Origin of the sequence: Bradyrhizobium lupini (assembly GCF_040939785.1) — a bacterium.
Lineage (GTDB): Bacteria > Pseudomonadota > Alphaproteobacteria > Rhizobiales > Xanthobacteraceae > Bradyrhizobium > Bradyrhizobium canariense_D.
The window spans coordinates 2,615,837-2,637,330 of sequence record NZ_CP162553.1; the positions used below are offsets into that span (position 1 = coordinate 2,615,837).

22 protein-coding genes and 2 pseudogenes are annotated in these 21,494 nt (G+C 61.9%); 4 read left to right on the forward strand and 20 right to left on the reverse strand.

The features are described 5' to 3' along the window. Positions 1 to 2: 2 nt before the first annotated feature. From trbK-alt to AB3L03_RS12545, 10 genes and pseudogenes are all read right to left on the reverse strand, one after another. Positions 3 to 377: a putative entry exclusion protein TrbK-alt gene (gene trbK-alt / locus AB3L03_RS12500; protein WP_085383642.1), complete on the reverse strand. Its 375-nt coding sequence runs from the start codon at positions 375 to 377 to the stop codon at positions 3 to 5. Then, a complete protein-coding gene (trbJ, locus tag AB3L03_RS12505; protein WP_219684523.1) occupies positions 377 to 1,111 on the reverse strand; it encodes a P-type conjugative transfer protein TrbJ in 735 nt (244 codons plus the stop codon). The genes trbK-alt and trbJ overlap by 1 nt, the downstream gene beginning before the upstream one ends. Next, positions 1,108 to 3,549: a conjugal transfer protein TrbE gene (trbE, locus tag AB3L03_RS12510; RefSeq protein ID WP_368508695.1), complete on the reverse strand. Its 2,442-nt coding sequence runs from the start codon at positions 3,547 to 3,549 to the stop codon at positions 1,108 to 1,110. The genes trbJ and trbE overlap by 4 nt, the downstream gene beginning before the upstream one ends. A 10-nt stretch (positions 3,550 to 3,559) precedes the next feature. Next, positions 3,560 to 3,823 carry a VirB3 family type IV secretion system protein gene (locus tag AB3L03_RS12515; RefSeq protein ID WP_368508696.1) on the reverse strand — a complete coding sequence of 88 codons (264 nt, stop codon included), beginning with the start codon at positions 3,821 to 3,823 and terminating at the stop codon, positions 3,560 to 3,562. Then, positions 3,823 to 4,149, reverse strand: a complete 327-nt coding sequence (locus tag AB3L03_RS12520; protein ID WP_085383639.1) for a TrbC/VirB2 family protein — start codon at positions 4,147 to 4,149, stop codon at positions 3,823 to 3,825. The genes AB3L03_RS12515 and AB3L03_RS12520 overlap by 1 nt, the downstream gene beginning before the upstream one ends. Next, positions 4,146 to 5,065 (reverse strand): annotated as a pseudogene (gene trbB / locus AB3L03_RS12525) (P-type conjugative transfer ATPase TrbB). The gene AB3L03_RS12520 and the pseudogene trbB overlap by 4 nt, the downstream one beginning before the upstream one ends. 246 nt (positions 5,066 to 5,311) lie before the next feature. Continuing rightward, entirely contained in the window at positions 5,312 to 6,628 is a 1,317-nt protein-coding gene (locus AB3L03_RS12530; protein ID WP_085383637.1) for an MFS transporter, read from the reverse strand. 73 nt (positions 6,629 to 6,701) lie between these two features. Then, entirely contained in the window at positions 6,702 to 7,364 is a 663-nt protein-coding gene (locus AB3L03_RS12535; RefSeq protein ID WP_368508697.1) for a hypothetical protein, read from the reverse strand. Between the two features lie 389 nt (positions 7,365 to 7,753). Beyond that, positions 7,754 to 8,176, reverse strand: coding sequence for a CopG family transcriptional regulator (locus tag AB3L03_RS12540; RefSeq protein ID WP_368508698.1), 423 nt, complete (start codon positions 8,174 to 8,176; stop codon positions 7,754 to 7,756). A 9-nt stretch (positions 8,177 to 8,185) separates the two neighbouring features. Beyond that, complete coding sequence (locus tag AB3L03_RS12545; RefSeq protein ID WP_094183720.1) at positions 8,186 to 10,162, reverse strand: conjugal transfer protein TraG; 1,977 nt, start codon at positions 10,160 to 10,162, stop codon at positions 8,186 to 8,188. A gap of 636 nt (positions 10,163 to 10,798) precedes the next feature. On the opposite strand from AB3L03_RS12545, the gene AB3L03_RS12550 reads away from it, so the two are divergent. Further along, positions 10,799 to 11,554, forward strand: a complete 756-nt coding sequence (locus AB3L03_RS12550) for a polysaccharide deacetylase family protein (RefSeq protein ID WP_368508699.1) — start codon at positions 10,799 to 10,801, stop codon at positions 11,552 to 11,554. 488 nt (positions 11,555 to 12,042) lie between these two features. On the opposite strand, the pseudogene AB3L03_RS12555 reads toward AB3L03_RS12550, so the two are convergent. The 4 genes and pseudogenes from AB3L03_RS12555 to AB3L03_RS12570 all read right to left on the reverse strand — a co-directional run bounded on the left by AB3L03_RS12555 (position 12,043) and on the right by AB3L03_RS12570 (position 15,883). Continuing rightward, a pseudogene (locus AB3L03_RS12555) lies at positions 12,043 to 13,771 on the reverse strand (relaxase/mobilization nuclease domain-containing protein). 241 nt (positions 13,772 to 14,012) lie between these two features. Beyond that, on the reverse strand, positions 14,013 to 14,552 hold the full coding sequence (locus tag AB3L03_RS12560) for a lytic transglycosylase domain-containing protein (RefSeq protein WP_244561176.1): 540 nt from the start codon (positions 14,550 to 14,552) through the stop codon (positions 14,013 to 14,015). Between the two features lie 360 nt (positions 14,553 to 14,912). After that, a complete protein-coding gene (locus AB3L03_RS12565) occupies positions 14,913 to 15,419 on the reverse strand; it encodes a S26 family signal peptidase (protein ID WP_085383631.1) in 507 nt (168 codons plus the stop codon). Further along, the gene (locus AB3L03_RS12570) at positions 15,419 to 15,883 is read right to left on the reverse strand and encodes a DUF2840 domain-containing protein (RefSeq protein WP_085383630.1); all 465 of its coding nucleotides are present in this window, start codon (positions 15,881 to 15,883) and stop codon (positions 15,419 to 15,421) included. The genes AB3L03_RS12565 and AB3L03_RS12570 overlap by 1 nt, the downstream gene beginning before the upstream one ends. 257 nt (positions 15,884 to 16,140) lie before the next feature. On the opposite strand from AB3L03_RS12570, the gene AB3L03_RS12575 reads away from it, so the two are divergent. Further along, entirely contained in the window at positions 16,141 to 16,290 is a 150-nt protein-coding gene (locus AB3L03_RS12575; protein ID WP_368508700.1) for a hypothetical protein, read from the forward strand. Between the two features lie 39 nt (positions 16,291 to 16,329). Then, positions 16,330 to 17,187 (forward strand): transposase, encoded by an 858-nt coding sequence (locus AB3L03_RS12580; RefSeq protein WP_368508701.1) that lies wholly within the window; start codon positions 16,330 to 16,332, stop codon positions 17,185 to 17,187. Between the two features lie 584 nt (positions 17,188 to 17,771). On the opposite strand, the gene AB3L03_RS12585 is transcribed toward AB3L03_RS12580, so the two are convergent. The 5 genes from AB3L03_RS12585 to AB3L03_RS12605 form a co-directional block, all read right to left on the reverse strand. Beyond that, on the reverse strand, positions 17,772 to 18,674 hold the full coding sequence (locus tag AB3L03_RS12585; RefSeq protein ID WP_368508702.1) for a replication initiator protein A: 903 nt from the start codon (positions 18,672 to 18,674) through the stop codon (positions 17,772 to 17,774). Between the two features lie 3 nt (positions 18,675 to 18,677). Beyond that, positions 18,678 to 18,956 carry an AlpA family transcriptional regulator gene (locus AB3L03_RS12590; protein WP_085383627.1) on the reverse strand — a complete coding sequence of 93 codons (279 nt, stop codon included), beginning with the start codon at positions 18,954 to 18,956 and terminating at the stop codon, positions 18,678 to 18,680. A gap of 124 nt (positions 18,957 to 19,080) precedes the next feature. Further along, positions 19,081 to 19,611 carry a DUF2285 domain-containing protein gene (locus AB3L03_RS12595; protein ID WP_368508703.1) on the reverse strand — a complete coding sequence of 177 codons (531 nt, stop codon included), beginning with the start codon at positions 19,609 to 19,611 and terminating at the stop codon, positions 19,081 to 19,083. 49 nt (positions 19,612 to 19,660) lie between these two features. After that, positions 19,661 to 19,843: a DUF6499 domain-containing protein gene (locus AB3L03_RS12600; protein WP_085383625.1), complete on the reverse strand. Its 183-nt coding sequence runs from the start codon at positions 19,841 to 19,843 to the stop codon at positions 19,661 to 19,663. Between the two features lie 158 nt (positions 19,844 to 20,001). Further along, a complete protein-coding gene (locus tag AB3L03_RS12605; protein ID WP_085383655.1) occupies positions 20,002 to 20,280 on the reverse strand; it encodes a DUF2285 domain-containing protein in 279 nt (92 codons plus the stop codon). Between the two features lie 167 nt (positions 20,281 to 20,447). Here AB3L03_RS12605 and AB3L03_RS12610 point away from each other — a divergent pair, with 167 nt between their 5' ends. After that, positions 20,448 to 20,693: a helix-turn-helix domain-containing protein gene (locus AB3L03_RS12610; RefSeq protein ID WP_368508704.1), complete on the forward strand. Its 246-nt coding sequence runs from the start codon at positions 20,448 to 20,450 to the stop codon at positions 20,691 to 20,693. Between the two features lie 218 nt (positions 20,694 to 20,911). Here the strand turns inward: AB3L03_RS12610 and AB3L03_RS12615 are convergent, their stop codons facing one another. Beyond that, the gene (locus AB3L03_RS12615; RefSeq protein WP_368508705.1) at positions 20,912 to 21,232 is read right to left on the reverse strand and encodes a DUF736 domain-containing protein; all 321 of its coding nucleotides are present in this window, start codon (positions 21,230 to 21,232) and stop codon (positions 20,912 to 20,914) included. Positions 21,233 to 21,494: the final 262 nt, after the last annotated feature.

The following is a 21,494-nucleotide window of genomic DNA, read 5'->3' on the forward strand; positions in this document are numbered from 1 at the left end:
GCTCACTCGCTTTGGCTTGGAATGGAGGGTGAGAGCGACGGCAGGCGGCTTTCGTCCTTACGCGGCCGCGGGGAGGAAAATGGCGCCGTGCCCGCATTGCTATCCGAACCGTTTACCGATCCGGTTTTTCCCAAGAACTGGCTGCGCCGTTCCGCCCAGATCCTCTCGCATTCGAGAAGAGCCTCTTTCTGCTCGTAGGTGACGGTGCGGCATTGCTCGAGCTTTGCCGCCGCCGGATCGGGCTTCGCAGCGAGCGAGGCGGAAGATTTGGTCGCACTGTCGTCGCCGCGCAGGCGAATGGCGTAGGCGGCGACGACCAGGACTATGAGGCTAACTGCCACCGTCATCGGCAGCCGTTCAAATCTGTTCTTCATCATCAGTGAAACATCTGCACGGTTGTCGGTTGATAGCCCTGACCTTGCGTCAGAAAGCGCCGCAGCTGCTCCCTCCCCTGATCCTGGGCTACTGCTCTTTGCGCGGCTTCGAGCGTTTGCGCGCGCCCCTGCGCGGCCACGGTCGCGGTGAGATCAGCAAGCTGCTGGGCTTGCAGTGCAAGGAGCTGGTTGCCGGCCTGACTTGCCTGCAGAGCACCTGACGCGCCCTGGCTCGCCGTGACCAGGGCCGACATCTGGGTGCGGTTGGTATCGAGATTGCCGACGACGGTTGCCTGCACCCGCATGGCGTCCTGCAGGCCGGCAACCGCATTCTGCCAGCGGGTCTGGGCGTTGGCGACGAGGAGCCCATTGGACATGCTCGCGGATGCCGGAGCATAAGTTGTCGAGAACGCGCGATCGATCTGCTGGACATCGTAGGCAATGCGCTGCGCTTGACTGAGCAGCTGCTGCGTGCGCTGGATCGATTGCTCGAGCTGCTGCAACGACGAATACGGCAGGCTCGCCAGGTTCTTCGCCTGATTGATCAACATCTGCGCTTCGTTTTGCAGCGAGGTGATCTGGTTGTTGATCTGTTGCAGCTCGCGCGCGGCCGTCAGCACATTTTGCACGTAGTTGTTGGGATCGAACACGATCCACTGTGCCTTTCCTTCCCGGGGCGCTTGGGTCAGGCTAATTGCGATGATGCTTGCTGCCAGCAGCGGACGGAGACGTTTCATGACAAGCCACCTTCCTTGGCAAGCTGCGGAATGAGATTGCAGGCCCAGCTGAGGTCGCGCGCCTCGAGCCAGCCGGTGACGAAATCGTCTCGTCCGTGCTCTTCAAGAACCCGCTCGATGAGAGCCTGGTCGGTCTTGGACGACGCGGCCGCAAAGGTGAGCGCGATTTCGCCAAGACCAAGCTCGAACAGGCGGTTGCCCCGGCGCGACTGGCAGTAGTAGTCGCGCTTTGGCGTCGCGCGGGCGAGGATCTCGATCTGCCGGTCATTCAGTCCAAAGCGCCGGTAGACCGCCATGATTTGCGGCTCGATCGCGCGGTCATTGGGAAGCAGGATCCGGGTCGGGCAGCTCTCGATAATGGCGGGCGCAATTGCGGAGCCATCGATATCGGCCAGCGACTGGGTCGCAAACACGACGGAGGCGTTCTTCTTGCGCAGCGTCTTCAGCCATTCGCGGAGCTTACCGGCAAAATCGGCATCGTCCAGCGCAAGCCAGCCCTCATCGATGATGAGAAGGGTCGGACGGCCGTCGAAGCGATCCTCAATCCGGTGGAACAAATAGGAGAGAACCGCCGGCGCGACACCGGTCCCGATCAACCCGTCAGTCTCAAACACCTGGACGGAGGTCTCTCCCAGCCGTTCACCTTCGGCATCCAGCAGCCGCTCAAACGGCCCGCCGAGGCAATAGGGTTGCAGCGCGCGCTTCAAGGCATTGGATTGCAGAAGAACGGACAAGCCCGTCAGCGTCCGCTCCCGAACTGGCGCCGAGGCGAGCGAGGTCAAGGCCGACCAGACATGATCCTTGGTCTCGGGCGTGACCTCGATGCGCTCGCGCGTAAGGATCGAAGCAATCCAATCGGCTGCCCAACCGCGCTCACCGATATCCTCGATATGCGCAAGCGGCTGGAGCGCCACGAATTCTGCCGAGTCTCCACCAACTGCACCGCCGAGATCATGCCAGTCGCCACCCATGGCGATCGCCGCCGCACGGATCGACCCACCGAAATCGAAGGCAAAGATCTGAGCGGCCGGATATCGCCGGAACTGCAGCGCCATCAGCGCGAGCAGCACCGATTTGCCGGCGCCCGTCGGCCCAATCACCAAGGTATGTCCGACATCCCCGACATGGAGCGAGAAGCGGAAAGGGGTCGATCCTTCCGTCTTGCCGAAGAACAGCGGAGGCGCCTTGAAATGATGGTCCCTCACCTCTCCCGCCCAGACCGCAGAGAGCGGGATCATGTGGGCGAGATTTAGCGTCGACACCGGCGGCTGGCGCACGTTTGCATAGACCTGACCCGGCAGGCTGCCGAGCCAGGCCTCAACGGCATTCACTGTCTCGGTCATGGAGGTAAAGTCCCGGCCCTGGATCACCTTTTCAACGAGGCGGAGCTTTTCGTCCGCCGCGTGCGGATCCCTGTCCCAGACCGTGACGGTTGCCGTCACAAAGGCCTCTCCAATCTGATCCGAGCCGAGTTCCTGGAGCGCGTGATCTGCATCCATCGCCTTGTTGTGGGCATCGGTATCCAGAAGCGTGGACGCCTCGTTGGTCATCACCTCCTTCAGGATCGCGGTAATCGACTTGCGCTTGGCAAACCATTGCCGCCTGATCCTGGTCAGGAGCTTGAGAGCATCCGTCTTGTCGATCATGATCGCCCGCGTCGACCAGCGGTACGGGAATGCGAGGCGGTTGAGATCATCGAGGATCCCGGGCGTCGTCGTCGTGGGAAACCCCACAACCGTCAGGACACGCAGATGCGCGTCACCCAGCATCGGCTCAAGCCCGCCTGTCAGCGGCTGATCGGCAAGCAGCGCATCGAGATACATCGGGATTTCCGGCACCCGAACGCGATGCCGCTTGGTCGAGACCGTCGAGTGCAGGTAGGTGAGCGTTGCCTCGTCATCGAGCCAGCCGCATTCCGGCATAAAGCCCTCAACGAGCTGCAGCACGCGGTTGGTCCGGTCGACGAAGCCACTCAGCACCTCGCGCGCATCCGCTCCCGCGCTGCGATGGCCGCCCTCGTACAGCAGACGCTCTGCCACAGCTGCACTCTCTGCAGGCGGCAGATAAAGGAAGGTCAGGTAGTAGCTCGATTCATAATGGCTGCCGGCCTCCTCGAATTGCGCTTTCCGCTCCGCATCCACCAAGGCGGATGCGACATCCGGGAATGTGTCGGGCGGATAGCGCCCTGCCGAATGCCGTTGCGCCTCGACGAAAACCGCCCAGCCCGATCCGAGACGCCGGAGCGCATTGTTCAGCCGGCTTGCGACCGCAACAAGCTCAGCCGGCACGGAACTGTCGAGGTCCGGTCCCCTGAACCGCGCCGTCCGCTGAAGTGAGCCGTCCTTGTTCAATACAATTCCCTCGTCGACCAGAGCAGCCCAGGGCAGGAAATCAGCAAGGCGCGTATTCGAGCGGCGGTATTCGGCAAGATTCATCATGGGACTATTCTCAAGCGCTGAGGTGACCGGGAACACGAACGTGCCGGCGCACGACTTGGACGAATTCCGGATCGCGTTTTGCGGCCCAGACCGCGGCCATGTGGCCGATGAACGCCAGCAGAAGGCCTGCCAGCCACAAGCGCAGACCAAGGCCCAGCGCTGCAGCCAATGTGCCGTTGAGAATGGCAACCGATCGCGGTGCACCGCCCATCAGGATCGGCTCGGTCAGCGCACGGTGGACAGGCGCGACAAAGCCCGGGACTGGCTCATCCATCAGATCACCACCCCGCCGCCGAACGAGAAGAACGACAGGAAGAAGCTCGAGGCGGCAAATGCGATCGACAGACCAAACACGATCTGGATCAGTCGCCGGAAGCCGCCCGAGGTGTCGCCGAATGCGAGCGAGAGACCGGTCACGATGATGATGATGACCGCGATGATCTTGGCGACGGGTCCTTCGACCGATTGCAGGATCTGGTTGAGCGGCTGCTCCCAGGGCATGTTCGAACCGGCGGCCCAGGCTGGGCTACTCACCAGGTACAGACAAGCGAATGCCGCAACTGATGCGAAACCTCGCCCGGAAGATGATCGTACGTTCATGACTGATCTCCGATTTTCGAAAGGGTGTAGTCGCCTGATGACCCAAGCCCGGTGACAGAAGCGAGTTCGCTCAAACCCCGTTCGGCACCACGGCCAGAGAGCACGGCGATGACGTTGATGGTCTCGGCGATCAGCGCGCGCGGGACCGTGACGACGGCCTCCTGGATCAGCTGCTCGAGCCGGCGGAGCGCGCCAAGCGCGGTGCCGGCGTGGATCGTGCCGATTCCGCCCGGATGTCCAGTCCCCCAGGCTTTGAGCAGATCGAGCGCCTCGGCTCCGCGCACCTCGCCAATCGGGATACGATCAGGGCGCAGGCGAAGCGACGAGCGCACAAGTTCGGACAGCGAGACGACGCCATCCTTGGTCCGCAGCGCCACGAGGTTCGGCGCCGTGCACTGAAGCTCCCGCGTATCTTCGATGAGAACGACGCGGTCCGAACCTTTGGCCACCTCCGCCAGAAGCGCGTTCGTCAGCGTCGTCTTGCCCGTCGATGTGCCGCCCGCGACCAGGATGTTCTTGCGTGTAGCGACCGCATCGCGGAGCGCGTTCGCCTGCTCAAGTTCAGGATGCCGGCAGCGACATAGTCGTCCAGCCCAAACACGGCGACCGCAGGTTTACGGATCGCGAAGGCCGGCGCGGCGACGACCGGCGGCAGCAGGCCTTCGAAGCGTTCCCCGGTTTCCGGCAGCTCAGCCGAGATTCGGGGCGAGCCGGCATGAACCTCAGCGCCCACATAGTGCGCGACCAGCCGCACAATTCGCTCGCCGTCGGCAGCTGATAGACTCTCGCCGGTATCGATAAGGCCGCTCGACAGCCGATCGATCCACAGCCGGCCATCGGGGTTCAGCATCACCTCAACGATCGACGGATCTTCCAGAAAGCCTGCGATGGCAGGCCCCAGCGCTGTGCGGAGCATGCGCGCTCCGCGCAAGTCGGCTTCCGAATGAAATGAATGGATCACCACGACAGCCCCCCAGTTGAGTGAGGCAGCTAGCGTCTAGCCGCCTCACATGAGGACAACTAGAAAAAGCAGAACCTGCGCGACAGCAACAATGAGACCATGTCAATCGTAGTCTGGCGTAGAAGAAGAAAGATTAGGGACGATCGCTTCTGACGCGCCGAATATCATGAACCGGGACATCAGCCCGGCGACAGGCTGGCTTCACCATTCCGCGTGATCGTCCGCCTCCAGGATGGCGAGCTCGGCTGGTGGAATAACGGCCTCAACCGAGTTCCAGCCTCCCGCCGGTTGACGTGTGGCCGAAGCGCCAGCCTTCCATTTCCGGCCGTCGAGCCACGGGATGGCGAACCAGACCAGCGCTGCCACCTGCAGCAAAACGTTCACACCGAAGGCGGTCTGATAGGCCGTTAAAGGATAATGGCCTGCCTGTAGAGGCCATTGCTCCAGAATCAGTCCCGTCCCGTACTGCACGACGAAAGCCCAGCCAAACTGCAGGACATTCAGGCCGCCATTGGCGCGCGCAACTAGCTCGGCTGGGAAATAATCCGCTATCATGGCGTAGGCCAGAGCAGTGGCTGATCCGGCCATCGACAGCACGCACCACGGCAGGAGTGATGGCCAGGGCGGATGCAGGATCAGTACAAGCTCCGCCACAATCGACACCGCCGCGACCGAGCCAAACAGAGCCTCGCTCTTCTTGGCCCGGCGGCGCACCCAGTTGGCAAGGACGCCCAAGACCAGAGCGCCGAGACTCAGAGCGACCGCCATCACGAACAATTCGTTGACGAGTCTCATTCGATCCAGCCGCTCCACATCGGAAAGCCACGGCGCCGCCCATAAGGATTGCAGTGCCCAAGCGGACCCGATGCAGGTCGCTGATAAGGGCGCCATTCTCCAGAACCGCGCATCGGAATAGACTGTTTTCAGAGTGGCGGGCGTCCTGCTTCTCTGTGGCCCAGTGGTTCGTTCAGGAACCACGAGATAGATCAAAATTGCAGCAAGCGCGCTTGCGGCGCCCAGCACGCCGAATAGACCCCGCCATCCGATCCAGTCCAGCAGCGCCTCGGCAGGAGCCGTTGCGGTAACGGCCCCCAATGAGCCCAGCATGATCATATAGCCATTGATGAGGGCCATTCGTTCTCTTGGAAACCAGAGGACGATGATTTTCAGCCCCGACATCAGGGCTGCTGCACACCCAAGGCCGACCATCGCCCGCGCAAAAAGAAGCGACAGGAACCCCGTCGATAGTCCAAAGAGCGCGGCACCCGCGGCAGCAACAGCCAAGAGCACGCTCTGGACCCGGCGCGGCCCGAAGCGATCAAGTAACACGCCGATCGGAATCTGGGCCGCCATAACGACCAGGAAATAGATTGACGTGAGCAGCCCGACATCGGCAGCGCCAAGCCCGAGATCAGTGGCGAGGCGCCCAGCGATGAGCGTATTGATGGTCCGGAACAGGTACGAAAGGTAGTACCCGGCCGCGAAGGGAAGAAACACGCACGCGATGAGCCGCCACACAGGAACTGGCTCAACTCGTGCCACCGGCAATATTTGCGACCCAAGCTCCTTCCGCACGTTTCTGGCGGCCGGCTTAGCAAAAGGAGTTGGGCAGGTTTCGAAAGTTTGGAGCGCTGCCGCCCTCCGCGGCGGCAGCGCTCGGCTCGGAGTTTCCATCCGCCGCGACTGCGGACAGACCTTCCTTTCTCGGCTGTTCTTCTGCCGCGCGCTGTGACGCGCCGCCATGAGCTTCACTGGCAGATCGACTGCCCTTGCCCAGCCGATCGATCGTCTCCCGGATCAATGGCTGACCGAGCCGTACCCGCCGTTCGACCTGCTCCGCCAATACCTTGAAGCGTTGCTGCCCGAGCAGGCACGCCTCCCGCTGCCCGGATGGCAGTATGGGCGGCGTCACGGTGAGGTGATAGCGCGCATGCAGGGCTACGGTCTCGGCGATGATCGCGATCTCGTGCTCCAGCCTGGCCATCTGGTTACTTATCCGGTCCAGAGCCTCATGAACGCGCCCCTCGATGGGCGGTGCAGGACTCAGGAATCGTTCAAGCGCCGTCTCGACGACCATGCTCTTGCCGAGCCCCGGGCGTTCGGTCGCAACTTCAAGCCGCTGAAACATGCTCTCGGAGAGCTGAACGGTAACCTTCTTGGTTCGCGCTCCTTCGTTCGGGCTCGGCTGCGCATCGCTTTCGGCTTGATTCACAATCGAGTTGGGCTGGCCTCCAAGCTCTCCATCGACTTGCACTGCTTGTTCACTCCCAATTTGCGGCCGCGACCTGCCCGCGCACCGCGGCACGCGCGGCGTCGATTTCGGAATCGAAACGGCTGAATCGCCCCCAGCGATGATGGACTTGACACAAGGGCCAAATCCAAACGTCACTTCAACCGCACCGACATCTGCGTCGCAGTCTGGCGTAGCCAAAGAAAGACAAGGCGGTCTCAGAAGAGCGGGATTTGTAAGCCTGTGTCATTCGCGGGCAGCCAACGACCTGTTGCAGCGGGGCCAGGCGCCTTGAGTGACGAGCCCATCGCTTGTTGCTTCGTGGCGTACTGCCGACCTGCAGTCTGGTTATCTGATTCAGCGCCGCACCCATCGCCAGGAGCTGCCAGGGCGCATTGGGGCGCGCGTACTGATTACTCGGGCTTCTCAGAGGCCTGCATGTCGATGCTCACCTCTTTCAGGACGGTGGATCCGCTTGCAAGCCGCCGTCCGAGCGCCTCAACAAAGCGATCGTAACGTTCCGCGCCCTTGGCGCGCGCGGCGGGCGTCGAATGTTCGGGGAGCGCCGGCGTTGAGGTCAGCCAGAAACGGATGAAGAGCGCGACGGTCTCGAGCGTGACGCCATCATTGCGCTCGAGGCGCTCAAGCAGGCGCGCGATCCGGTCCAGCCGCTTGGCGATCGCCGCCTCGCGGCGGTCGGAGTCATCGGGAGAAAGAAAGGCGGCAATCGCTGCCTCGGCGACCAGGGACTTGGGCTGACCCCGGCGTTGTGCGAAGGCCTCGATGGTTTTGAAGGTTTCCGGATCGAGATAGATGCTAAGCTGAGTCTTTTTCACGCTGCCCGCTCACAGATCCATCCCATCGTCCGCGTCGAGGCTGACGGTCCGCGCAACACCCTGCATCGAGCGACTTAGAGCTTGTGCCTGGACGGCATCGGCATCACCCTCATCGAGGTCGGTGTCGAACTCGTGTTCGCCGAGCGGCGCCTTGACCTCGATCTCCTCATGTTCCGGCAATTCCGGCTCGCGACGCAAACCACCGTTCGCCTCGTCACTCCTGCGCTTGCGTCTGGTCAGTAGCTCGACTGATGGCGGAATTGGGGCGCCGGCTGACCAGTCGTCCGGTCCTGCGGACATGGTACGCGGATCGAAGCGGGCTGGCTTCAGCACACGTCGCTGGAACTGCGGATCCTCATAGTAGCGGGCTTTCGTAGCGCGCACCGGGTGCACCCCGGAGATCATCACGATTGCCTCTTTAGGCGAGAGTTGCATGATCTCGCCTGGCGTCAGCAGCGGCCGCGAGGTCTCCTGACGGCTCACCATCAGGTGTCCGAGCCAGGGGCTCAAACGGTGACCGGCATAGTTCTTCATTGCACGCAACTCGGTCGCAGTTCCGAGTGCGTCGGATACGCGCTTGGCGGTACGCTCATCATTGGTCGAGAAGGCGATCCGGACGTGGCAATTGTCGAGGATGGCATGGTTCGGCCCATAGGCGCGTTCGAGCTGATTGAGGCTCTGGGTGATCAGAAAGCTGCGGATGCCATAGCCTGCCATGAACGCGAGCTGGCTCTCGAAGAAGTCGAGCCGGCCGAGCGCTGCAAATTCATCGAGCATCAGAAGGAGTTTTTGCCGGCGCCGGTCTGGATCCAGGCTTTCGGTCAACCGCCGGCCGATCTGGTTGAGCATGAGCCGCATCAAGGGTTTGGTGCGGACGATGTCGGATGGAGGCACCACGAGATAGAGTGAGACGGGCTCGGCGCCGTCGACGAGGTCGCGGATGCGCCAATTGCTTCGCGCGGTGATCTTGGCAACCACCGGATCGCGATAGAGCCCCAGGAAGCTCATCGCGGTTGAGAGCACGCCGGAGCGCTCGTTCTCGCTCTTGTTGAGAAGCTCGCGCGCAGCCGAAGCGACAACGGGATGAACGCTACCTCCAAGATGCGGGGTTGCGAGCATTGCGGTGAGTGTAGCGTCGATCGGGCGGGAGGGATCGGACAGGAAATTGGCGACGCCTGCGAGGGTCTTGTCAGCTTCGGCGTACAGGACATGGAGGATTGCGCCGACAAGGAGAGAGTGGCTGGTCTTTTCCCAGTGGTTGCGGCGTTCGAGTGCCCCTTCCGGGTCGACAAGGATATCGGCGATATTTTGGGCATCTCGCACCTCGCAATCACCACGACGGATCTCGAGAAGCGGGTTGTAGGCGGCGCTGGCCGGATTGGTCGGGTCGAATAAGAGCACTGGCCCAAATCGCGCGCGCCAGCCGGATGTCAGCTGGAAGTTCTCGCCCTTGATGTCATGAACGATCGTGGAAGCCGGCCAGGTCAAAAGAGTCGGTATGACGAGGCCAACGCCCTTGCCCGAGCGCGTGGGAGCAAAGCAGAGCACGTGCTCAGGCCCGTCATGCCGCAGATAATGGCCCTCAAGCCGGCCGAGCACGATGCCGTCAGATCCCAAGAGACCCGCCCGCCTGACCTCGCGCGCATCCGCCCAGCGTGCCGAGCCATAGGTGGTGACGTCCCTCGCCTCTTGCGCCCGCAGGACGGAGAGCATCATCGCTAGCGCAATTGCTGCGATGCCACCGCTCGCGGCAATGGCGCCGCCCTCCAGGAAGATCAATGGTGCGTAAGCGTCGAATTTGAACCACCAAGCGAAGAAGGCCGCCGGCTGGTAAATCGGCCAATGCCCAATCCTGAACCAGGCTGGTCCAAGCTGCGGTTGGAAGGCGAGCCGCCATGCCGTCCATTCGGTAGCCGCCCAAAGAAAGGCGAGTACGACGAGACAAACCAGGATGACCTGATGCCATATGATCTTTGTTGCGGACATGGATTGGAGATGTGGAGGCATTCATGGGGCGCGCACAAGCGGTGGCGCCCGTGAATCGTACTCGCGCGCGTCATGGCGCAGAAATCAGCGGGTCAGGCGAACGGTCGCATTCGTGAATGAAGATCCCCAACGGTCCGGAACATACCGGTGATATTAGCCACAACATACAATGATCCATGTCGCGCTCCGAAAACGACTGAAAGAGCCGGCGATTATCCCATCGTTGCGTGACCGTCGCGGCTACGGCGTCAGACGTTACCCAACGTTTGCTCGATATGGCGGATTCGCCCTTGCTCCGATCAATTGGTGCTGGTGGCGTTCTCTTTCGGAAGTTGTCGTGCTCGACACGAGCGACTTGGCGAGCTGTCGACTATGCCCAAGGTCGGGCCAGGATGCTTCCCCGCAGAGAGGGCACAGAAATAAGTTTAGTCATTAAAAGAACGCAGCGTTCATCTCATCAGCCGGGGCCTAACGACGCTTTTTGGCCCGATATGCCATTGATGCGCAGAAATCCCGCTAGCGACATCGAATATCGTACGGCGCGCACGGGTTTGCGCAGCAAGCAAAGTCGCGCCGAGGGCGATGGCAAACAGGCGTTTGAACAGATTGGCATCATGGCTTGCCGGCCCTGCGGCCGTGGTGTTTGCCTGCAATGGCATCGCTAGCGCAGCCGACTGCCTGCGGCAGGACGCATTGGGAACGTCGCGCGTACTTGCTGTCGATCCGAAGGCCTATCCGCGCGTGGGATCGAATGAGTTTCCGAAAACCCTTCCTATGGCAGATCACGAGGTCGTCCTCACCTTCGATGATGGTCCGAGGCCGCCGAACACACAAAAGGTGCTGGAAGCGCTCGCGCAGGAATGCGTGCGGGCCACCTTCTTCCTTGTCGGCAGATCCTCGGCAGAATTTCCCGAGCTCGTCCGCCGCATCGCCTCACAGGGCCACAGCATTGCGCACCATAGCTGGTCGCACCAGATGATGTCCAAGATGCCGTTCGAGCAGGCAATGGACGATATCCATCGCGGCATTGCGGCTGATGAGCTCGCACTCGAGGGCGTGTCGACCAACGTCCCTTCGACGCCATTCTTCCGCTTTCCCCATTTCGACTCGTCGCCTGCAATGCTGGACGCGTTGCAGTCGCGCGGGATCGTCGTGTTCGGAACCGACCTTTGGGCGAACGATTGGGAAGACATTAGCCCAGACCAAGAGCTCATGAACGTGATCGCGCAGCTAGAGAGCACGAGAAAGGGCATCATCCTCCTGCACGATGCCCAAGCCCGCACTGCCGCGATGATGCCGGCGTTGCTGCGATATCTGCACAAGAACGGTTATCGAGTCGTGCATTTGGTATCGGCTGCCCAGGCCGAGAAGAAGGCTGAGACGCGCCATTAGCATGCGCCTTTTCGACATCACCTGTGGCAGCTTCCTGATGATGTCCCTTTTGAGTTCGCTGCAGGCTGGTGATGGCCGAGAGTGGAAGCTGCTCGATTTCCGATCCTAAGGGGGATTCGAATCTCAATTGGTGCAATGCATGCTGAGTTGACAGCTAGATCCTGCGTCCGAATGGCAATATCCGTTGCATTCTAGCTGGTGGGCTGATGTCGGCGTGTACAAGGGTTGGCCTAAGGTCGTCGGCCTACATTCCACTGTTACGACTTGATGAAGCCAACCGCCTCAACATTGAACGGGTAGGATGGTCTCAAAACCTCATGAACTCTGCCAGCTCTCGTTGAGAAATGGAGATCCAGTCGTCACGCCGGACCCTCAAGATTGCCCCTTTGACGCGAACAGGGTTCGGGTTGAATAGGAACGATGTGCGGCTCAATGATAGCCCGTCGTGCCCAGCAACTGCCGGCGGCCCCAAAGCAGAAATCGACGGGTCAGAGCGCGAGCCCCCGTTTGCGTCCAAAGCTCCACTCGACATTGGCCGGTCCCGCGATGCCGCTTACTTGTTTTCCCAGTTGGTGCTCAAGTGAAGGCGTCCACGGCACGAGCTGGAAACCAAGCCCATTGTCGATCATGGCGAAACGCCCAGAGGCCAACGATAGGCGCCGGCGATAGACCCCCCGAAATCTGCTCACCTGCCTCAGTGGGCAAATGCGCAAGCCCTGATTCCTCGGCCAGACGTCGTCCGACGGCTGCCAACTCACGGCGGCGAAGGGTCTCGACCAGGTTACGACCGAGCGTGACCTTTTCGCCGTTACGGCGGGCGAGTCCCTGCTCTGCCAGGACGTCGATCCGCCGCTCGAGCGCGGTCCGCACCTCGGCGCCAAAGCCAGCGCGTGAGAGATCGGTAGGCTCGCGTGCCACAAGCTGTCGGTCGAGCCAGGTCGCTCCCTCCGCCGAGACCTGCTGCTCCAGCGCCACGTCCGAGCGCACAGCGAGCGCGATCCGTGCTCGACCGCGCGCATCGTCAAAGCGCCGGACCTCCACAATGGCGCCGATCGGCCCGTTGCCAGCCGACTCGATATCGGGGAGTTTCAGGTGATGCACGCGCCCGTCGATCCCGTCGATGATGGCAAACGCCGTGCCCTTGAGCTCGTCGTCGAGCCCACGCGCCATAAGACGCCCGATGACCGGTTCGCCATGGCGTTCGCCTTCGAGTGCCCAGGACGAGGGCGCGCGTGCCGTGCCCTCTTTCGCGATTGTATTGTGCAGCCGCTTGATGATGTCGCCGCGCTCACCGAGCGCACGCAGCCGCGGCTGGGCGTCTGCGGCCAATACCCACTGCGCAGGACCGGCGGGCGCGGCTACGCCGAGCCGCTCGAGTGTCCGCATCCGCCCAATGCGAATCTCCCCTAACGGGTCGTCCCCGGCAATCCCGTCCGGCCTCAGATCGATCACCCCGTCCGCCGCACCCGCTTCCCGGGCAAGCGCCCGGTCGAGCCTGGTCCAGCGTTCTGCCGTCACCTCCGCTTCAAGGGCGTGGCGGATCTCGAGCTCCGATCGCGGGCCAAGCTCGCGCGTGACGAGATCGCCGGCCCGGGCGCGCAAGCCTGTCGAGATATAGTCACGGCTGATGACGAGGTCATTTCCGTCATCCACGCGGCCGCGCACCAGGATGTGGACATGCGGGTGCTCGGTGTTCCAATGATCGACCGCAACCCAATCGAGCCGGGTGCCGAGGTCGCGCGAGGCCTGATCCATCAACTCCCGGGTAAAGATCCGCAAGTTCGCGAGCTCGCCAGCATCGTCGGGCGAGACGATGAACCGAAAGTGATGCCGGTCGCCCTCGCAGCGCTCGGCGAACGCGCGGCCGTCGGCGTCATCGCCCGCGGCGTCAAAGAGCTTGCCCGGTGTCCCTTGGCGGGTGACCCCGTCGCGCTGGAGATAACCGATATGCGCGCGCAGCGCGCCCGGCGAACGCATTCGGCGCACGACCCGCGCCTTGACCATGGCGGATCGCGCACGGTTGTTGAGGAGCCGCGTCGCGGCAAGGCTCGCCGCGCGACCGCGCCCAAACTTGCTGCCACGGCTGCGGCTGCCCCGCGAGAGACCGCCGGCCTTCTGAGCAGCCTTGAGCGCCTGCGCCAAGAACGGCTTTGTCCGAGGCGCGCGCGTCGAACGGATGCGGCCTGGGCGGATGCGGAAATCGTCGTGACCGGTCATCGTGCCGGCTGCAACCTGTCGAAAACCGAGCGACAACGGGGAGTTGCCGCAAATCGCAAGTTGCGTCGGCCATTCGCAATGTTTTCCGGATCATTGAAATCGATGCAATTTCGCCCACAACCGACCGGCCGCACCTTGCGGCTTTTATCCTGCCCTCCCCGGTCGCTCACTCCCAGCTCTCTGCCGACCACTCTCAACGTTGCGACTGGCTTCGACATCATGCGACGAAATGCGATTGCGATCATCGGGACCGCACCTCGTCTGATCGCCGCACAAACAGCCCCATCGCACGAGGGACGAGTGCAGTCGTACCCGCCTTAGGCGCTGCTTTCGACGAATTCGTTGTGCGGACGCCAGATGCCGAGTTGCCGTCAGGGAATAAGCTCTCGGACCGCTCAACAAGGACTGGCGCTTGCTGCCACGTGGCGAAGCGTCTGGCACCCGAACCACTACTGTTGCGCTGCTCAATACCGATCAATGGTGCAAGTCGAGCGATGTAGATCTGTGTTTCATCCGGAAGCGCTCGACCGGTGGCCAGATGCTCCTCGTACCGTCTTGGTCCAGCATTGTAGGCTGCAAGAAACCCTTCCGATCCGAAACGATCGAGCATCTCGCGAAGGTATGCTGCCCCAGCCATAATATTGTCGTGAGGATCAAACGGATCGATACCGAGATCGTAACGAACGCTCAGCTCGACCCAGGTCGCGGGCATGATTTGCATTAACCCGAGCGCTCCGCGAGGTGATATGGAGTGCGCATTACCGCCGCTTTCGGCCTGCATGACAGTACGGATCCAACGCGCCGGGACCGCGAACCGATGCGAGGCTTCGGTCACGAACGCGGCGTATGCACGGCCTGGAAGCAGGTTTGACGAGCGCGCAGCTTGTGCGCGCGGTCCAACCTCCGCTCTGCCGGCCGATGGTGCTCCGAACGTCAGCAGACTTGCCAAAAAGCAAGCAGCGCATTGAGATAGCAATGTGCGGACAGCTGCCAAGGACAGAGCTCTTCTCGGCCGGCCCTGAGGCGGCGCGAGATGGCGGCCGCGCCAGCCGTTTGCCGACAATTCGGCCGGGATGAAGGAATGACAGTGCGATCGGTCGACTAGAGAGACCGCAATCCAGTGGAGCAATGCCGGCATTTGTCAGTCCTCCCTGGTCCACACCGATACCGCCTGCCCGATGACGGCCGATCTCGGGAGCGGTCCGAAATATCTGCCGTCAAAGGACACCGCCGACTGCCAGTTCATGAGGAAGACCTCGTCCTCAGCGACGACCCGGCAGCCCTGCCAGGCCGGCAATGGCCTGCCACGGCGATCGCGCTCGCGTGCCTGGCCCATTTCGATGCCGTCGACGACGATTGTGACTCCCGTTCTGCAGACGGTCTGTCCGGGCAACGCCAGCACGCGCTTGAGCATCGGAAGGCCGCTTGGCAAATAGCCGTTGTAGTCGAGGAAGCTCGCAAGCGGCTCTGGTGCCCGAACGGCCACGAGCTCAGTGATGTGCAATCGTGCGGTCTCTTGCAAACGGTAGAGGCCGATCGGCACACTTTCGGAAGCGTTCCAGATGTACGACAATGAGGTGTCGTTGACCGGCCAAAGGACGAGCGTTGTGGCCCCACACATCGCAAGAATGATCCTGAGCCGCCCCATCAGAACACCATCCTGCGCCGGCGGAGCCACGCCTGGTGGCGCGCACGCGTATAAGGTCGTGGCGTTTCGTTGACAGAAAGACGGTTGTGGACGTGATGCCAATACTCGGGCGCTGCATCGGCTGGATCGATGCCGAGTGACTCCACGGCGTCGATCAACTGGAGAACGCGCTCGACCCTTCGCCAGCCAGCCAATCGCAGCAGGCTTTCGCCGCCGGGGCTGACCCAAGGCACGGTCGAATACCGCTGCCCCGGTGTGATCGAGCGCAGAATGTCGATGCGAGACAGGATGGTTCCGAAATCATTGGACGTCCAGCGCACGAACGCGAAGATGCTGCCGGGCACAAACGAGAGAATGCGCCGGTGATGGTCAATGATCTTTTCCGATGCAGGCTTGCCGAACCGGATTCGGTTCTCGATCCGCTTCTCGAGCCACAAGAGTTCAACAGTTGTGAGGTCGCTCACCTGGCCGCTCCATAGTTGCGGGAGGAATTTTGGACATGCCAACGGGTACGCTGTCGCCAGCGCATCGACGTCAGAGCGGTGGTTTCGGCAGAACGGCCGTGATGAAGCGTCGATGATCGGCGTTGTCGAAGCGCCGCAGCGTTCCTGCTGCTGCCGAGAATCGCAGCCGAGTAGCTCCAATTCGTTAGAAGGATGCCGAAGGATTCCAGGTTAGCCGGGATACTGACCGGTGCCCCATCGCCGGTCGCATTGCGACGATGATGCCTCGCGACGATTCGCGAACGGAACGCGCGGTGCGTTCCGGCGGTCGGCAGCGGAGGCGCATGATGGACTTCTATGCAGGGCTCGACGCGTCGCTGGAGGCGACGAATATTTCTGTGGTCGACGGCGATGGCAAGGTCATCTGAGAGGCGAAGCTGGACACCGATCCGGACGCGATCGAAGAGTTGCTGGCGGAGTGGGGAATTCATCTCAAGCGCGTCGGCCTGGAAGCGCTCTCGTTCAGCGCCTGGCTGTTCGCGGCGGTTGCCGAAAAGGGCCTCCCGATGATCTGCATCGAGAGCCGGCACGCCAAAGCGGCGCTGAACGCGGTGCTGAACAAGACCGCCCGCAACGACGCCAAAGGCATTGCGCAGATGATGCGCACTGGCTGGTTCCGTGCGGTTCACGTCAAGTCGGAGCGCGCACAGACGTTGCGGGCGCTGCTGGTCGCGCGCAAGGTGATGCTCGGCAAGGTGCTGGACATGGAGAACATGGTCCGCGGCCTGTTGCGACCGTTCAGCTTCAAAGTCGGCGAGATCTCGGTCCGCCGTTTTGACGCGCGGGTGCGCGATCTCTTTGCCGGGAAGAAGGAACTGGAGGCGATCGTCGCGCCGCTGTTGGACGCCCGCAGCGTCATGCGGCAGCAGTTGGCAAAACTGAACCGCGTGGCGCTGACGTTTCGCGCCACCGTCGATGATCCGCCGCGATTCAAGAAGACCACGAACGTCGGCGCCCGTCTCGGGCTGTCGCCGCGGCGCTATCAATCCGGCCAGACCTGCCGGATCGGCAGCATCTCCAAATGCGGCGATGAGCTGACGCGAGCGATGCTGTACGAGGCCGCGATCGCGATCCTCACGCGCATTCCGAAGACCTTCAAGCTGCGGCTGTGGGACGTGCGGCTGGCCAGGAAGAACGATCTGATGCGCGCGGCGATCCCCGTAACGCGCGCGCTCGCCGTGCTGCTGCGCAAGTTCTGGACCAATGGCACCACCTTCCGGTTTGGCGCCGGCGGCGAGCGCGGCCGGGTCGCTGAGGCGGCTTAAGGGCCTCCTCGACCCGGCCGCTTCCACGCGCGCCTTCTCCTTCCGCCACGGCGGAGCGGCGTCTTCCGCGACGGGGATGTGGGTGAGATCGCAACTTTTCTTGCCGGCGACTTCATGACGACGTTTGAAGCCATCAAGCACGGCGCTGGTTAGCCTGACCGCCCTTTCCTCAGATTCCGGCATGTGGTGGCCTTCGTGCCAACCACGGACGTCAGCGAGTTCTCCTCGACGAGCGAGCTGCCGCAAGGGAAAGCGACGATCGTGATGCGGCGCTGCCGATGCTGGTGATTGCGTGGTTTTCCGCGCGATCGCGCACGCACGCGCATCTTGGAGAACGGATTCGCATTGCAGGAAGGTCTTGCGCGTGACAGTATAAGCGCATGAGGCATCCTCGTTGCACGCACGACCGACTTGTTCACAACGCACTGATTCACAACAAGAAGTTAGTGTCAGTATGTTAGTAAAGTTACGGGAGCAAAAAGTCTCGATGCCGCGGAAACTTAGCTCTGATTCCGGTCCCCGATAGCACGAGCATCGCGTCCCCGATGGCACGAGGGTTCTGGTCGCTGATAGCACGAGCGAATTCACAGCTTATCCCCAGCAGGAAGGACGAGGCCGCGCTTGAGCAGTCGCTTGCTCAACGGGCCGATGGGGACTGGTGCGAAATTCAATCGCTCTGCGCCATTCGCATGACGCGTGATGATGAGTCGATAGCCCGGCAATGTCTGACGACGGACGATCTGACGCAGGTCGTAGGCGAAGTGTTTGAACGGCGACAGGCTCCCGGACTTCGCATGCAAGTGCACAAGATCGAAGCTCCAGCCGCCATTCTGACGGCCGCCGTGCTTGCGGACGAGGCGATAGAGCCAGCGCTCCAATCCACCGGTTAGATCGAAATAGGCTCGGTCAATCGTCAGCACGAGCGCTTCATCGAGAACGCCCGTGTAGAACCAATCGGGCAGGATCAGCTCGATTCCACGGGCATGCCCGTGCAGATCGGCTGTCTCTTTCCATTCGTTGATCCAGGAGAAGCGATGCCGCCGCCGTTCGCTCGGCTGGCGGATCGATGTCATCACAGTGGTCGATTGCAGCCGGTCGAGCGCAGCCTTCAGGCGGTCGTAGTCCCGCACGCTGGTGCCGCGGCCGACGAAGGCCAGGATCTCGTAAGGGGTCGCTGCCATCAGCCGGGACGTTTTCAGGCCGGCATCGCGGGCTTCGACAATCTGCGAGGCAGCCCAGATCAGAACGTCCGCGTCCCAGATAGTCGCCATTCCATGTTCCGGCACGGCTTCGACACGAATGGTGATGGTGCCTGCGCGGAAATCGATGGGAACAATGCGCCTCGACTTTGCCAGCGAAAAGAACGGATACGCCATCAGGTCTTGCGCGTCCCGTGGCGCCAGATCGCCCGGGAGGGCGCGAAACAGATCGAGTTGGTCGCGCTCTGATCGCCGCATCCTGCTTGCAGTGGAGTTGCTGTCCGGCATGGGTCAGCGCCGCTCCTTGCCGGCATACGGAACGCGTGTGTGCCGTTTCGCGGGCAGGACCGTGCCTGTGCCGGGATCGCTGGTGGACGTTTTGGCGCCGCGGTCAACCCACGCCTTTAGGTCCTCGATCGCATACACAACGCGACCGCCGAGCTTGCGGTAGGTCGGGCCTGTCCCATAGGTACGGTGCTTTTCCAGGGTTCGGCCGGAGAGTCCGAGAAAGCGCGCCGCTTCGGGCGTGCGCAGGTATCGCGGCGGCAGGCCGGCGTTCGGATCGGGCATTTGCGAGGCTCCGTGGTCGTCTGGAGCGCGGCCGGCTCGGCCCGCGCGTCGACGGTCACGATGGCGCAGTCAGCGTGCCTAGGGGGATGCCGAAGATCGAGCGATGATTTTCGGCACCCCTGCTCTATTCCTTGCGAGATGAAGGACGTAGCAATGCGCGATAGCCGCCGCGCATCAGAGCCAAGCCAGCCTGCACGAGGCGGATGGTCCGGCTGCGCAATTCGTGGGTTTTCCAGGCGCGCTCAGGGATGCGTTTTCGGCCGAACAGCACCTCGGCGATGACGCGATAGGAAGCACCCTCCATGTGTCCATCGAGCGCTCGCAGCGCCAAGACGAGTCGTTCGCGCCGCTGCCCCGAAAGCTGATGAAGGGGAGGTCCCGGCGGGCGGCCGTTGATTGCGCGCCACAGCCGATGTGAGGCGTGGGCGCGGATCTCAAAGTCCGCATCGAGCGGCAGTTCGGCCGCATAAGAAACACCAAACTGCGGCGCCTCTTTCAGCCAAAGATGATGCTGTGCCCCTTGAAGGCGCAATACGGCATGCCAGCCGTCAGATGCCTGTCTGATGGCGCCCGATGAAAGGTCGGCAAGCTGCAGCCCCGCGCCGACCGCTTTTGAGCCGGACGCGCTGCGAACGACCGGCACCACCGTCGGCAACGCCTCAGGAGCCCAGAAGATAGTCTGTTGGTGAAAGGACCCCTGCGGGTCATGGGCGAAAGCAGATGCCCCATTTCCTTCGGAATTCGGAGGTCATCTGCGATCGATTTTCACGATAGGAAGCCCGATAGTTGGAGCTGCGCCGCAGTGACTCCCAGGCGAAATCCTCCATCTCGCCCGACTTGATAGCGTGCTGATACGCCTCTGGTGAGCGCCAGTCGAACTCGGACATTGCTGTGATCCCCTGCTGTAAGACGATTGCGGCGCAATGTCTATGAAGCTTGGGATTGTTGTGGAAGTCGCCAATTATGCATTGCGTGATGCCTGCAGGCGATCACGCGTCAGCGGGGAAATCTGTTCTCGGGTACGAATTCTTCATGACAGATTTTGCTATTTAGGCGCGCCGCCGCGAAGCAAGTCGCGGTAGCCGTGGTCTGCCATCCATTTTGCGCGGGCCAGATGACTATCAAACGCATTGCGAGCGCGATCCGGTTCACGATCGGGATCGATGTGCAACACGATCCGGGTCACTTCTTCCCAGTCCGCGCCATCGGCTTCGGCATCAAGAAGTCGCCAATACGTCACGAGGTGCTGCTCATCATAGGTCGTCAGCACCGGCTCATGCGGCGCGACATCGGCGACATCAGGATCTAGCTGCGGCTTCGTCATGACCATCCCAGCAAACAGCGAATGATTCTAACCTCTCTGAACGGCCGAAATTGTTTAAGCGTCCAATTTAGCCCCATTCCGGGCCGGCCGGCCAGCGAGGACCGAGAAATACATACTATAGGAGATAAACCTCGTAGTATGTAAAGACGCAATTTGCGCTAATGGACATGCGCAAGCTGGTCGGCCGAAATTTCGCAAGACTGCGGAAGCAGAAGCGCTTCACGCAGGAGAAATTCGCCGAAAACTCCGGTTTCACCCAACAGTATATCAGTGACCTGGAACGTGGGCGCCGCAATCCAACCGTAGTAACCTTGTTTGAACTCGCCAGCACGTTGGGCATTAGCCACGTTGATCTCGTCCTCCCGGACGAAGAGGCGCGAAACGAGCGATCGAAGCCTGCCAAGCGAAAGTAATCAGGCCGCAAGAGTTGATTCGGCCAAACGAGACCGGCACCTTCGCAAATCGCGCCTCAGAGATGACGCGCCGGCCTCTCATCAAATGTAGTTGCCCGTCAGCTGCGCAGCAATCAAACCTAGCACAATGGCGCAACGGCCTGTCGGTCGATGCGCGCACTGGGTAGGAGTTTAGGAAGCCCCGCCCGGCGGACCGGACGGGGCTTGGTGGAGCGATCTTACTCGCCGTTCTTGCGGGGCCGCGACCAGAGCAAGGTGTAGCCTTCGCCGCCTTCCTCATCGAACAGGTTCGCGTAGATCGGCGCGTTGAACGAGGGGTCGTCGAGCTTGAGCGAGAGGTAGTCGCGTCCCTCTTCGGAGCGCTTCGACCAGGCTGCCCCGATCTCAGCCCGGCCCACGTAGATGCGGTGGCTGGGAGCGTTATCGTTGGATCGATTGGTCTCGGCGACGATACGGACGCCCTTGGCCTGCAGGCTCAGGGTGACGATCTCGCCCTGGAAGTCGTTGCCGACCTTCTTGAAAGAACCGATGTTAGCCATGTCACTTCTCCTGTTGTGCTTCGAGCCCGCGACCACCACGGCCTCGATGGCGATCTAGAGGTCGAAGACGATCGGCGACGCACCCGCTCGCGGGCCGAAGCGCAGCGGAGGACGTTGTTGCGGCGACTTTCTTGTCTCGCGAGGAATGGGCGAAGCCCAGGGGAAGAAAGTCGCAGCAACGGCGTTGCGGCTCAGACGATCGAGGCGCAGCCGGTCTTCGGCCAGATCAAGCCATCAAAGAGGTCACGTGGTCCGCGTGCTG